The following is a 13,223-nucleotide window of genomic DNA, read 5'->3' as shown; positions in this document are numbered from 1 at the left end:
CGGCTCTCCGGTGCAGGCCGGATGCCGTCCGCGCGATGATGGCCATTGAATCGTTCTGGGAGGTGGCCACCGACGTGGCGAACACAGTCGACAGCATCCCGGCCCGGCGGGTGCTCACCGATCCGGCCGGGCTCGTCAGGTACCAGCACGACGAGGCCGAGTGGGCTCCGTACGGAACGCCTCTTGCGGTGGTGCGAGCACAGACCACCGACGAGGTACGGGAGGTCGTGCGGCACTGTCTGACCCACCGCATTCCGCTGGTGCCGCGCGGGGCGGGCACGGGCCTGTCCGGTGGCGCGAACGCAGTCGACGGTTCGATCGTCCTGTCCTTCGAGGACATGAACCGGATCGTCCACATCGACCCGGCGGAACGACTGGCCGTCGTCCAGCCCGGCGTGGTCAATGACGACCTGCGGGCGGCCTGCGCGGAGCACGGACTCTGGTACCCGCCGGATCCGGCAAGCTCGCCCTGGTCGACGATCGGCGGAAATGTCGCGACGAACGCCGGAGGCATGTGCTGCGTCAAGTACGGCGTGACTGGCGACTATGTGCTCGGCCTCGAAGCGGTGAACGGGCTCGGCGAGGTCGTGACGTTGGGGCGGCGCACCGCGAAGGGAGTCGCGGGCTACGACCTGGCCGGACTGATCGTCGGTTCCGAAGGCACGCTCGGAGTGATCACGGAGATCACGGTCCGGCTGCGTCCGGCGCGGCCGCAGGAGCGGACCGTGGCCGGGTACTTCGCGTCGGTGGTCGCCGCGGGTGAGGCGGTGAGCGCCGTGACCGCCTCGGGCGTGATCCCGTCGGCGCTCGAACTGGTCGACCGTCACTGCCTCGCTGCGGTCGACGCCTGGAAGAAGATGGGGCTGTCCGCCGATGCCGACGTGGTCCTGCTCGGCCGCGTCGACACCCCGGGCGCCGAGGGCGATACCGAGGCCGAACTCGTACGGGACTGCTTCGAGCGGGCGGGTGCCACGTGGGCCGCGGTCTCCACGGACCAGCAGGAGGCGGATGCACTGTTCCAGGCGCGGCGGCTGGCGTATCCGGCGCTGGAACGGCTCGGTCCGGTGCTCACCGAGGACGTCTGCGTGCCGCGTGCCGCGGTGCCGGAGATGCTGGCCCGGATCGAGCGGACGGGGGTCCGGCACGACATTCTGGTGGCCAATATCGCGCATGCCGGCGACGGCAATCTGCATCCGCTGATCATCACGCCGCCCGGGGACGAAGCGGCGCGGGCGCGCGCCCAGGCCGCCTTCGAGGACATCCTCGACGACGCGATCGCCCTGGGCGGCACCGTCACGGGCGAGCACGGGGTGGGACTGCTGAAGATGCGTGGCATGAGCAAGGAGCTGGGGCCCGCGGTGCTCGGCATGCATCACGCGGTGAAGGCGGCGCTGGATCCGCACGGGATCCTGAATCCCGGAAAGGTTCTCGGCGCCGGGCCGGGCTTTTCGGCGTAGCTCCTGGGTGTCGTCGCCGGTCGGACGGGTGGTCCGGGGGCCCTTGTCAGTGGGGCGACGCACACTGGCAGGAGTGCGGGACGGGCGAAGGGGACACGGATGGGCAGCGAGGACGACACCGGTTTCGAACCGGCCACGGGGGACGGCCCTTTGGCCCCGGGGCCGGCTGAGAAGCGTGCCGCGTCGGTGCGGACGGCGTGGGAGGGGCTGCTGCAGATCCGGCGACTGACCAACACCGGGCGGGCGGCCCCGGAGACCGTGCCGGCTCAGTGGGAGCTGCATCGGACGGTGCGGGCGGTCGCGCTGGCACTGGAGGCGGCCGGTGTGCCCGCATCGGCCGTTGATGCGTCCGGGCAGCGGGTCGCCACCGGGTACCGCGTGCAGGAGGGCGGGACGCCCGGCACCGTACGGGTGGAGTGGCTCGGTCCGCCCGGCAGCGGGGCTGCGCACGAGGAGGATGCGGAACTGACCCGGTGCGCGGCCGCGCTGGGGCGGCTGGGCTGGACGGCGCTGCTGTACCGGGGGCCGCGACGCCGACGGTTCCTGGAGGTCGAGCCCTGAAAGTTCACACGTTCAAGACCTGAACGCGCAGTGGTACGGAATCCCGCAATACAAGGTCTGTACCAACTCCTTGACGGCCTCTCATGCCATCACTTAAATCAAGAAGTGAATTAAGAAGCGATGTCGAGCCTTCTCCCGGGCGTCGGTCCATCGTGCGATCTGTCATGTACATGCCCCCACGAAGAGTGATGTGATGACTGTGCGAACTCCCAGACGGCGCCGGATGGCGCTGTACGTCGTGGCCCTGCTCTGCTGCTCAGGTGCGGTGACCGCTGCCCCCGCCGGCGCCGCGCCCGCACCCGAACCACGCGTCGCGGCGGCCGCGGCCGCCGCGACAACGTTCTCCGACGACTTCAACGGTCCGGCCGGATCGGCGGTCGACGGAAGCAAGTGGCAGACCGAGACCGGCGACAACGTCAACAACCACGAGCGCCAGTACTACACGGCGGGCAACAGCAACGCCGCCCTCGACGGTCAGGGCAATCTCGTCATCACCGCCCGCAAGGACAATCCGGGCAACTACCAGTGCTGGTACGGCCGGTGCGAGTACACCTCGGCCCGGCTGAACACGGCCGGCAAGTTCACCTCGACGTACGGACACATCGAGACCAGGATGAAGATCCCTCGCGGTCAGGGCATGTGGCCCGCGTTCTGGATGCTCGGCGACAACATCGGCAGCGTGGGCTGGCCCAACAGCGGCGAGATCGACATCATGGAGAACGTCGGCTTCGAACCCGGCACGGTCCACGGCACCATCCACGGCCCCGGGTACTCCGGCTCCGGCGGCATCGGGGCGGGCTACGCCCTGCCCGGCGGCCAGGCGTTCGCCGACGCCTTCCACACCTTCGCGGTGGACTGGGCACCCGACTCGATCACCTGGTCCGTGGACGGCAATGTCTACCAGCGACGCACGCCTGCCGATCTCGGTGGGAAGAGCTGGGTGTTCAACAAGCCGTTCTTCATCATCATGAACCTCGCGGTCGGCGGCTACTGGCCCGGCGACCCCGACGGCAGCACCACCTTCCCGCGGCAGCTCGTCGTCGACTACGTGCACGTCACCACCAGTGACAGCGGATCCGGCGGTACGGGCGGCACCATCACGGGGCTGGGTGGCAAGTGCGTGGACGTGGCGGGCGCCTCCACCGCCAACGGGACAGCGGTCCAGCTCTACGACTGCAACGGAACCGCCGCCCAGAAGTGGACCGTCGGCTCAGACGGGACGATCCGCGCCCTCGGCAAGTGCCTCGACGTCAAGGACAACAGCACGGCCGACGGCGCCCAGCTCCAGCTCTGGGACTGCACCGGTGGAGGCAATCAGCGCTGGGGGGTGTCCGGTGCCCGGGACATCGTGAACACCCAGGCCGACAAGTGCATGGACGCCACCGGCAACTCATCCGCCAACGGCACCCGGCTCCAGATCTGGACCTGCGCCGGAACCGCCAACCAGAAGTGGACGGTGAACGCCGCGTGAGCCGCTCCCGCGGCCCACGCCGCCGCCTCGGCCTGCTCGCCCTGCCGGCAGCGCTCCTCCTCGCCGGCGGAGCCTCGCTCGTCACCCTGCCCGCAGCCAGTGCCGCGACCACCGGCACCGGATCGATCACGGGGCTGGGTGGCAAGTGCGTGGACGTGGCGGGCGCCTCCGCCGCCAACGGGACAGCGGTCCAGCTCTACGACTGCAACGGAACCACGGCCCAGAAGTGGGCCGTCGGCTCAGACGGGGCGATCCGCGCCCTCGGCAAGTGCCTCGACGCCAAGGACAACGGCACCTCCGACGGCACTCAGCTCCAACTGTGGGACTGCACCGGCGGAGCCAATCAGCGGTGGTCCGTATCCGCGGCCCACGACATCGTGAACACCCAGGCCGACAAGTGCATGGACGCCACCGGCAACTCATCCGCCAACGGCACCCGGCTCCAGATCTGGACCTGCGCCGGAACCGCCAACCAGAAGTGGACCGCCCCCTCGGAGGGCGGTACCCCCGGCCCCGGCGGCACGATGGCCGTCGCGCCGTACCTGTACAACGGGTGGGGCAGCCCGCCCAGCCCGACCACCGTCATGAACGCAACCGGGGTCAAGTGGTTCACCCTGGCGTTCGTGCTCAGCAACGGCTACTGCAACCCCCAGTGGGACGGCGGGCGGGCGCTGACCGGTGGCGTCGACCAGCAGACCATCAACACGGTGCGGGGCGCGGGTGGGGACGTCATCCCGTCCTTCGGTGGCTGGAGCGGCAACAAGCTGGAGAGTTCCTGCTCCAGCGCGAGTGAGCTCGCCGCCGCGTATCAGAAGGTCATCAACGCGTACGGTCTCAAAGCGATCGACATCGACATCGAAGCGGAGGCGTACAGCAGCGCCACGGTCCAGCAGCGGACGGTCGACGCGCTGAAGACCATCAAGGCCAACAACCCGGGCATCAAGGTGTACGTCACTTTCGGCACCGGTCAGAACGGGCCCGACACCTCCCTGATCAACCGGGCCGCCGCCGCGGGGCTGACCGTCGACAGCTGGACGATCATGCCTTTCGATTTCGGCGGCGCCGGACAGAACATGGGGACCCTCACCACACGGGCCGCCGAGGGCCTGAAGAACGCGGTGAAGAGCGCGTACGGATACAGCGACGACCAGACCTACCGGTCGATCGGCATCTCGTCGATGAACGGCATCACCGACGACAACGAGACGGTGACCGTCGACGACTTCCGGACCATCCTCGCGTACGCCCAGCAGCATCACCTGGCGCGGCTCACCTTCTGGTCGGTCAACCGTGACCGGCCGTGCGCAGGCGGTGGAGCGGATACCTGTTCCGGCGTCAGTCAGCAGGCGTGGGACTACACGCGGGTGTTCGCCCAGTACACCGGATGACCTGACGCGCCCGGCCGGCTGCTCGTCGGCAATGCTGTGAAGGCGGCACAGAACCGCTCGTCGACCTGGTGGTGCACACCGGACCGGCGGGCGGTTCCGGCACCCCGGTGATTCCGTCGCCGCCGGGCCACAACGCACCTGAGCACGCCGCATGTCCCCCTCCAAGACCTCGTACGTCTGCCTGGCGGACCTTTCCGTCCGACTGAAGGCGGACCTCCGCTTCCACAGAGGCTGCGGCCCCTGCCACCGTCCACGCACCATGAGCGAGGTGCGGGTGCGGTTGGCCTACGTACGCACCACCGGGGAGCCGTTCGCCCGCGCGCCGGTCCGCCCGGAGCTTCCCTGACCTGCCGGGACCTCCGGCAGGGACCGGGCGAAGCGCAGGTCCGGCGGGGCCGCTTCGGCGGCCGGTCCGGCCGCGCGGAGCACCACGTCAAGCACCCGTTCCGGATCGCAGGCGTAACCGCCGCTCGCCCAGGCCGGGTTCGTCTCCACGGCTGCCCAACCACCTCCGTCGAGCAGGCCGACGTCCACCACGGCGGCCGAAGGCAGCGAGCCCGCGGCCTCCGTGAGCAGCTCGGTGGCGAACGCACGGACCTCGGTGTCGAACCGGTCCTCCGCCAGGGGCGCCGGATCGAGCGTGGCGCCCACGGAGTAGCGGCTGCCGGTGTGCACGGCACCGTCCAGCACGAAAAGGCGGTACTCACGGGCGAAGCAGACGATGTCGCTCACGAGCACCGGCAGGTCGTCGTCGAACGCGTCAGGGCCGGGAAGCCGGGAGCCGTCGGGATAGATGCGGGCCGGAAAGAACTTGTCGGTCGGCGGCTTGACGAAGGCCGGTCGGCGCAGTTCCCGCGCCTCCTCCAGGGTGACCGCCTCGACCCGGCGGCCGGTCAGGCCGGTCGGCAGGCGGGCCAGCCAGTCCGCCGGAGGCTCCAGCGGGACGATGTCCAGCTCACCGGCCACCCTGTCGGCAAGCAGCGGCCCGCCGTACAGGTGCGCCCGCTCGGCGCCCTGCGCCTCGGCCGGCAGCGCCCAGCCGTCCGCGGTCAGTACGCGCAGTCCCCGGCCGGCAGCGGTCTCGGCGAGGCGGCGTCCGGTCCCGCTGGTGCGCGGCGCAAGGAGTACGACACGGTCGATGGTCATGGCGTGCCATGGTGCCCTCGCCGACGGTTGTTCGGGTACCGGTTTTCCTCCGCTTGCCGTCGCCCGGGCGATGCCACATAGGCCGACTTCCGGATAATCCGCCACGGACCGAATCGCGGTTACCCTGGCAGACATGACCGCCATGTCACCCACCCGCACCGAACCGGACCTCTCCTTCCTGCTGGACCACACCAGTCACGTCCTGCGGACTCAGATGTCGGCGGCGCTCGCCGAGATCGGACTCACGGCGCGCATGCACTGCGTCCTGGTCCACGCGCTGGAGGAGGAGCGGACCCAGATCCAGCTCGCCGAGATCGGCGACATGGACAAGACCACGATGGTCGTGACGGTCGACGCCCTGGAGCAGGCCGGTCTCGCCGAGCGCCGCCCCTCCAGCAAGGACCGTCGCGCCCGGATCATCGCTGTGACCGAGAAGGGCGCCAAGGTCGCCGAGCAGAGCCAGCAGATCGTCGACGGTGTGCACGAGCGGGCGCTCACCGCCCTCCCCCAGGACGAACGCGACATGCTGCTGCGCGCACTGAAACACCTGGTCGACGGGCACCTGGCCACCCCGTCCGAGAGTCCGCAGACGGTCCGGCGGGCGCGCCAGCGAGGGTGACGGGTCACAGAGATAGACCCGAAAGAAATCATCTACAACAAAACCATCTGCTAACGTCTCTCCTGTCACCTCATTCGACAGGAGAGACCGCATGTCCGCTCCTTCTGCTTCTTCCACTTCATCCACTTCATCCGCACCTGCTGATCGTCCGGCGGCCTCCGCGGCCCCCGCTCCCTCAGCCCGCTCGCGCCGGCTGGCACTCGGGGTGATCGCCACGGGGATGCTGATGATCGTCCTCGACGGCTCCATCGTGACCGTGGCCATGCCGACCATCCAGAACGACCTGGGGTTCACGCCTGCCGGGTTGAGCTGGGTCGTCAACGCCTACCTGATCGCATTCGGCAGCCTGCTGCTTCTCGCAGGCAGGCTCGGCGATCTGCTCGGCCGCAAGCGCATGTTCCTTGCCGGCACCGCGGTGTTCACCGCCGCGTCCCTGCTCGCCGGCGTGGCCACCACGCCCGCGATGCTGATCGCCTCCCGGTTCCTGCAGGGCGTCGGCAGTGCGATGGCGTCCGCCGTCGGCCTGGGCATCCTCGTGACGCTCTTCACCGAGGCCCGCGAACGCGCCCGTGCGATAGCCGTGTTCAGCTTCACCGGTGCAGCAGGGGCGTCGATCGGCCAGGTGCTCGGCGGCGTCCTCACCGATGCGCTCAGCTGGCACTGGATCTTCTTCATCAATCTGCCGATCGGCCTCGCGGCGCTCGTCATCGCCATGCCTGTCCTGCCCGCCGACCGCGGTCTCGGCCTCCGGGCCGGCGCGGACGGCATCGGCGCGCTCCTGGTCACCGCAGGGCTGATGGTGGGCATCTACACCGTCGTCCAGGTCGAGGAGTACGGCTGGACCTCGGCGCACACGCTGGGGCTGGGCGCCCTCGCCGCCGTCCTGCTCGGCGCATTCGTCGCTCGCCAGGCCACTGCCGGAACCCCGCTCATGCCGCTGCGCATCCTGCGATCGCGTACGGTCGCGGGGGCCAATCTGGTCCAACTGCTCATGGTCGCGGCGCTGTTCTCGTTCCAGATCCTGGTCGCTCTGTACCTGCAGAAGGTCCTCGGTTACGGATCCGCACGGACGGGACTCGCGATGCTTCCGGCAGCCGTGGCGATCGGCGCTGTGTCCCTGGGGGTCTCGGCCCGCCTCAATGCGCGCTTCGGTGAACGCCGGGTCCTGCTGACCGGGCTCGTCATGCTGATCGGGGTCCTCGGACTGCTCGCCCGCGTGCCCGTACACGCGCACTACCTCACCGATCTGCTCCCGGTGATGCTGCTCGGGGCCGGTTTCGGCCTCGCCCTCCCCGCGCTGACCACGCTCGGCATGTCCGATGCGAAGGCCGACGACGCCGGGCTCGCGTCCGGGCTGTTCAACACCACCCAGCAGATCGGTATGGCGGTGGGCGTCGCCCTGCTGTCCACACTGGCGGCCTCCCGCACCGAGGCACTGCTCACGAACGGAGCGAGCCGGGCCACGTCGCTGACGGGCGGCTACCACCTGGCCTTCACCGTAGGCGCGGGCTTCCTCGTCGCCGCGTTCCTCGTCGCCTGCACGGTGCTGCGCCCGGTTCGGCCGAACTCCCACCCCGCGTCCCCACAGAGCAGCTCTCGAAACCTCTGAACGTCCCACCGTCATTCCCGCGGAAGGAGCCCCCCATGAGCCCGAACACGGAACGACGAGCAAAAAGGACGAGCATCGGCCGGGTACCGGGCCCGCGCCCCGCACACTCACCGATGAGGAGCTGACACGGTCAATGAGCGTGCAGCAGTTCGGAGCGCTCTCCTTCGTCGGACGCAGCGGCGATCCGCATCTGTCCACGGCGCCGTACCCGTGGAACCCCGACGAGCACATCGTACGGATCTCCACCACCGCCCATCGCCTCACGGTGCGCCGGCCACGGAACGCACCGCAGGCCGCCCTGCAAGCCCAGCGGCCGGACAGCTCCACGTTCGCCGTCGCCGAGGGCGATGCGGAGATCTCGGAGGTGACGGTGGCACTCGGGCGCGGGCCATTCCTGAACAGCGTTGTCAGACCCATGAGACATGCTTGATGGTCCGACACCTCTGACCAGGAGATGCTGAGATGCGCAATGACGAACTCGCCGCGGCCCAGGCGTACGTCCGGCTGCTGGAGGCCATACGGGCCGCCCTCGCGGACCCGGACGAGGCGCCGTTGTACCTGCCCCTGCTCACCTCGCCCATGGCGGAGGCCGACGGCGCGCTGCAACGTGCAGGGCTCTGCGGCAATGAGGCCCGGTTCTTCGACCTCGTGGGGACCCTGCAGCCGACCATGTCCAGAAGCGGTCGCTGAGCAGCACGGAGCATTGCAGACCGTGCAGCGTGGGGGGCCTGGGCCGCGGTGCCCGCGGCGGCGCCCGGTTCGTTCCCGAAGGGAGGGAACGGGCCGCCGCCTCGGTCGGTGCCCGCGGGCAGGTTGGGGCAGCGCGGCGGAATGCCGGTGACACGGTGGTGGTGCCGCCCCTACGGTGGCTGCCATGACTGCAGCTCCACGGAGGCTCGCACTCGCCCGCCCGGTTCGGGCCGCAAAGGTGTATTCACGCCCGACGACCGGCGCCTGGGTGCCGACGTTCGAAAGGGTGGAGCCGGACTTCGAGCCACTGCCGGAGGGATCGGTCCCGTTCTGCGAGCTCGCCCGCACAGCAGAGCCGGAACCGGCCGCGGAGCACGAAGAGGCTCTCCTCCGGGGCGTGATGCGGGAGCCTGCCGCCGAGAAGGTCCTGCCCCGGAGGCACCCGTACGCCCGGGTCGTGGTGCGCGCCCTCTCGTGGCACTGGACCGATACGGGCGCCCTCACGAGGCGGGCAGCGCTGCGCCGCGTGGCGCAGGACCGTGAGCGCCTACTGATCGAGAAAAGGGTTGTGAGCTGCTGTCAGTTTGCTGAGCTGAAGTGAGTGGTGGTGTGCGGGAGTGAGTCCGGTCGGTGGGTTTGTGGGGGTGGGAACGGGGGTTCTGGGGTCGAATGGGTGACCTTGGCAGCTGCTGCTCGTTGGGCTGGATGGCAGGTGCCCGGCCTGGTGGGATGGGGTGATGTGGTGGGTGGTGTGCGGGAGTTGGCCGTGCCCTTCGTGGTGCCCGGGCCTTGCGGCGTGGCGGTCCGGGACCGGCTCAAGCACCTCACGGCCCGGGACGAGAGGGTGCTGCGTGCGGTCGGTGAGCATCAGGGTGCGCTCGTTTCCCGTGATCTCAAGGCTCGCTGTGCGGATGGTCTGGAGCACGGTGCGGACAGCTGGGCGTTGCGTAAGCGGGACCTGACGCCGCTGTCGTCGTCGCGGATCGCGGGTGCGATCACCAAGGCCACCCACGATCAGTGGGCGCTCGCGCGCCGTTGCCAGGCGGCGCACATCCAGACGCTGGCAGCCGGGATCAGGACGCTGCGGCACCGCCTGTCCCTCCCGGTCGGGGAGAAGGGCACCAAGCGGGCCGCGGGCGGCTACCGGTCGAAGAGCGAGTGGTTCCGCAAATCTCGCCGTCTCGCGATGCTGGAAGACCGGCACACCGCTGCTGTTGCCGAGTGGCAGGCCGGGCGGGTGCGGGTGGTGCGGGGCGGCAGACGTCTGTTCAACGCCCGCCACCACCTCGCGCAGGCCGGGCTCACCGAAGGCCAGTGGCGGGAACGCTGGGAGGCGGAGCGCTGGTTCATCGCTGCCGACGGTGAGTCGGGGAAGCGGTTCGGGAACGAGACGATCCGCGTCACCCCGGACGGCGAAGTGTCCATCAGGCTGCCTGCCCCGCTCGCGCACCTGGCCAACGCCGGGCACGGCCGGTACGTCCTCACCTCCCGGATCGGCTTCGCGCACCGGGGCCAGGAGTGGGCCGACCGCATCGCCGCGAACCGGGCCGTGGCCTACCGCATCCACCTCGACACCCAGCGCGGCCGCTGGTACCTCACCGCGTCCTGGCGGCGCCCCGTCGTGAAGACCATCCCGCTGGAGGCCGCCCGCGCCCGGGGCATGATCGGTGTCGACACCAACGCCGACCACTTCGCCGCCTACCACCTCGACCGGCACGGCAACCCCATCGGCGGGCCCCGGCGCTTCCCCTACGACCTGTCCGGGACCGCCGGTCACCGCGATGCACAGCTCCGCCACGCGCTGACCCGTCTGATCAACTGGGCGGTGCGTGTCGGGGTCGCCGCGATCGGCATCGAAGATCTCGACTTCGCCACCGAGAAGACCCGGGAGAAGCACGGCCGCAGGAAACGGTTCCGGCAGCTCATCTCCGGCATCCCGACCGGGAAACTGAAGGCCCGGCTCGTCTCGATGGCCGCCGAACACGGCCTGAGCATTGTCGCGGTCGACCCCGCCTACACCTCCCGGTGGGGTGCCCAGCACTGGCAGAAGCCACTGGTCACCGCGCATCGAACGATGTCCCGTCACGATGCCGCCGGTATCGCGGTCGGGCGACGCGCCCTCGGGCACCCGGTCCGGCGTCGGACGGCACCGCCCCCGCACGACCGGAGCGATCGTGCGGGGCATCGGACCGCCCAGGCCGGACCAGGCACCCGGGGGCGCGAGGGAACCCGCCCACCCGCAACGGACCGGCCCCCCGGAGAGCCGTCACCGAACGGGACGCGAACGCGGGAACCCAGCGCATCCAACACCGTTCGGGATGCGCCCAGTACGCAGCAGTGGGTCCAGGACTCACTCACGCACACTGGCTAGGAACGGTCAGACTGTTCTTCTGACCGCAGACACGACGACAAGGACGGCGGTCCGCCGATGGTTCGAAGCAGCAGGAGCGCCCGGCGTCTCGTGGTGAACGACGAGACGTTCCTCTGGTCGGTCGGTCATGACCACGATGTCGAGGAGGGCACATATCGCAACTGCCGCGAGATCCTCACGATCCGGCGCCACCGCGCACACGGGCGGCTTCTGATCGTGTTCCAGGAGGGCACCGGTCGACTGGTCCCCGACGGCTTTCTCCCTTCGGGAGCCGTCGGCACCGCACAGGGCGGCTGGTTGAACCTGCACAAGCCCGGAACCGTCAGGGCCCTGCTCGACGAGGCGGTGTCCGGCGGGTGGCACCCGGACACCCCCTCGACCGAGCAGCTCGACGGCTGGGATCTCTTCGATGCGGTGGCCGCTCGCCGGAGCGCGGGGCCGCCCGAGCTCCCTCTCGCGTGATGAATTGTTTCGAGTCGTGAAGAAAACCAGATGAGTTGCTTGACAAGTCAACGAGGCCAAACCCGGCGTACCGGATGAAACGTTTTATACCGTCTCAACGACCACCGGCTGCTGGACGACTCTGCTTGCGGGTTCCGTAGGGCGAGCGGGGCCACGAGCTCCGAAGCGAAGTGAGCCGGCAGCACCCCGGGGCGCTGCCGGCTCGCGCGAGTGTGTCGGGGCGCCACCCCGTCCGGGAATGGCGCCTGGGTCGCCGCGTGCCTCAGCCGGCGGCCGACGCCTCGCGGGCGAGTCCGAGTTCGCGGCCGCCCAAGGGTGTGAAGAACGCTGCCACGTCAGCAGTTGTGACCTGGTCCAGCCGGGCCGGGCTCCAGTGCGGGTTGCGGTCCTTGTCGATGATCTGGGCGCGTACACCTTCCACCAGATCGGGCCGGGTGAAGGCGGCGCAGGAGACGCGGAACTCCTGGTCGAGGACCTCCTCCAAGCTGTTGAGGAGCCGGGCGCTGCGCACCGAGGCAAGGGTCGCCTTGAGTGCGGTGGGCGACTTGGCCAGAATCGTCTGGGCGGTCTCCTTCGCGGCGGGTTCGCCGCAGTTCTGGAGCCGGTCGACGATCTCCTCGACCGAGTCCGCCGCATAGCAGGCGTCGATCCAGTCGCGATGCACGGCCAGTTCGGCGACGGGCGCCTCGGTGACGTACTGCTGCGCCGCCTCCGTGACGTCGGCGGGGGTGGTGGCCCCGGCCAGCTCCCGGGTCAGTTCCGCGAGGTGCCGCGACGGCACGAAATGGTCCGCGAGCCCGCACAGCAGGGCGTCGGCCGCTCCGACGGCGTCCCCGGTGAGCGCCAGGTGGGTGCCGAGTTCTCCGGGTGCGGAGGCGAGGAGATGAGTCCCGCCCACGTCGGGTACGAAGCCGATCCCGGTCTCCGGCATGGCGACGCGGGAGCGTTCCGTGACGACACGGACACTTCCGTGGGCCGAGATGCCCACCCCGCCGCCCATCACGATGCCGTCCATGAGCGCAATGTACGGCTTGGGAAAGCGGGCGATACGGGCATTGAGCCGGTACTCGTCGCGCCAGAAGTCCAACGCTGCGGAGCCGCCCGCGCGGGCGTCCTCGTATACGGCGCGGATGTCGCCGCCTGCGCAGAGGCCGCGCTCCCCCGCTCCGCTGATCAGCACCGCGGTGACCGAGTCGTCCTGTTCGGCCGCAGTGAGGGCTTCGTCGACGCGGAGCACCATGGTGTGGGTCAGCGCGTTCAGGGCGCGTGGGCGGTTGAGTGTGATGTGCCGGGTGCGGCCCTCGGTGTGCAGCAGGACGGGGTCTTCGTTGTTCATCAGTGCGCTCCGGTCAGCCCCTGGGTTGTACCGTCCGCCGGTCACGGACGATCTTCCGGTGCTCATTCTGCGGTGGCGGTCCGCAGGCCGGGGCAGCAGGGGTGCCGAGGACC

At 69.8% G+C, this 13,223-nt stretch carries 13 protein-coding genes; 11 read left to right on the top strand and 2 right to left on the bottom strand.

Annotation, left to right across the window (positions count from 1 at the left end; genetic code table 11):
- The first annotated feature begins 35 nt into the window (after positions 1–35).
- The 4 genes from ACFU8W_RS03790 to ACFU8W_RS03775 all read left to right on the top strand — a co-directional run bounded on the left by ACFU8W_RS03790 (position 36) and on the right by ACFU8W_RS03775 (position 4,877).
- Positions 36–1,457, top strand: coding sequence for an FAD-binding oxidoreductase (locus ACFU8W_RS03790; RefSeq protein WP_384031950.1), 1,422 nt, complete (start codon positions 36–38; stop codon positions 1,455–1,457).
- Between the two features lie 99 nt (positions 1,458–1,556).
- On the top strand, positions 1,557–2,018 hold the full coding sequence (locus ACFU8W_RS03785) for a hypothetical protein (RefSeq protein ID WP_384031948.1): 462 nt from the start codon (positions 1,557–1,559) through the stop codon (positions 2,016–2,018).
- A gap of 223 nt (positions 2,019–2,241) precedes the next feature.
- Entirely contained in the window at positions 2,242–3,489 is a 1,248-nt protein-coding gene (locus ACFU8W_RS03780; RefSeq protein WP_384032058.1) for a ricin-type beta-trefoil lectin domain protein, read from the top strand.
- On the top strand, positions 3,486–4,877 hold the full coding sequence (locus ACFU8W_RS03775; RefSeq protein ID WP_384031947.1) for a ricin-type beta-trefoil lectin domain protein: 1,392 nt from the start codon (positions 3,486–3,488) through the stop codon (positions 4,875–4,877). Before ACFU8W_RS03780 ends, ACFU8W_RS03775 begins: the two co-directional genes overlap by 4 nt.
- 285 nt (positions 4,878–5,162) lie before the next feature.
- Here ACFU8W_RS03775 and ACFU8W_RS03770 read toward each other — a convergent pair whose 3' ends face one another.
- Entirely contained in the window at positions 5,163–6,023 is an 861-nt protein-coding gene (locus ACFU8W_RS03770; RefSeq protein ID WP_384031945.1) for an ATP-grasp domain-containing protein, read from the bottom strand.
- Positions 6,024–6,156: 133 nt separating this feature from the next.
- Between ACFU8W_RS03770 and ACFU8W_RS03765 the strand changes: the two genes are divergently transcribed.
- The 7 genes from ACFU8W_RS03765 to ACFU8W_RS03735 all read left to right on the top strand — a co-directional run bounded on the left by ACFU8W_RS03765 (position 6,157) and on the right by ACFU8W_RS03735 (position 11,774).
- Entirely contained in the window at positions 6,157–6,642 is a 486-nt protein-coding gene (locus ACFU8W_RS03765) for a MarR family winged helix-turn-helix transcriptional regulator (RefSeq protein ID WP_266977863.1), read from the top strand.
- 91 nt (positions 6,643–6,733) lie between these two features.
- Complete coding sequence (locus tag ACFU8W_RS03760; RefSeq protein ID WP_384031943.1) at positions 6,734–8,251, top strand: MFS transporter; 1,518 nt, start codon at positions 6,734–6,736, stop codon at positions 8,249–8,251.
- Positions 8,252–8,384: 133 nt separating this feature from the next.
- A complete protein-coding gene (locus ACFU8W_RS03755; RefSeq protein WP_384031941.1) occupies positions 8,385–8,681 on the top strand; it encodes a pyridoxamine 5'-phosphate oxidase family protein in 297 nt (98 codons plus the stop codon).
- Positions 8,682–8,713: 32 nt separating this feature from the next.
- Positions 8,714–8,941, top strand: coding sequence for a hypothetical protein (locus ACFU8W_RS03750; protein ID WP_384031939.1), 228 nt, complete (start codon positions 8,714–8,716; stop codon positions 8,939–8,941).
- Positions 8,942–9,125: 184 nt separating this feature from the next.
- Positions 9,126–9,542, top strand: coding sequence for a hypothetical protein (locus ACFU8W_RS03745; RefSeq protein WP_384031937.1), 417 nt, complete (start codon positions 9,126–9,128; stop codon positions 9,540–9,542).
- A 141-nt stretch (positions 9,543–9,683) separates the two neighbouring features.
- The gene (locus ACFU8W_RS03740) at positions 9,684–11,312 is read left to right on the top strand and encodes an IS200/IS605 family accessory protein TnpB-related protein (RefSeq protein ID WP_384032056.1); all 1,629 of its coding nucleotides are present in this window, start codon (positions 9,684–9,686) and stop codon (positions 11,310–11,312) included.
- A gap of 57 nt (positions 11,313–11,369) precedes the next feature.
- Complete coding sequence (locus ACFU8W_RS03735; RefSeq protein WP_384031935.1) at positions 11,370–11,774, top strand: hypothetical protein; 405 nt, start codon at positions 11,370–11,372, stop codon at positions 11,772–11,774.
- Positions 11,775–12,036: 262 nt separating this feature from the next.
- On the opposite strand, the gene ACFU8W_RS03730 is transcribed toward ACFU8W_RS03735, so the two are convergent.
- A complete protein-coding gene (locus ACFU8W_RS03730) occupies positions 12,037–13,110 on the bottom strand; it encodes an enoyl-CoA hydratase/isomerase family protein (protein ID WP_384031933.1) in 1,074 nt (357 codons plus the stop codon).
- Between the last annotated feature and the right edge of the window lie 113 nt (positions 13,111–13,223).

The organism is Streptomyces sp. NPDC057565 (assembly GCF_042801455.1).
In the GTDB taxonomy this organism is placed as follows: Bacteria; Actinomycetota; Actinomycetes; order Streptomycetales; family Streptomycetaceae; genus Streptomyces; species Streptomyces yanii.
Note: the sequence above shows the minus strand (reverse complement) of the source record. Positions and strands in the feature narration are given on the sequence as shown.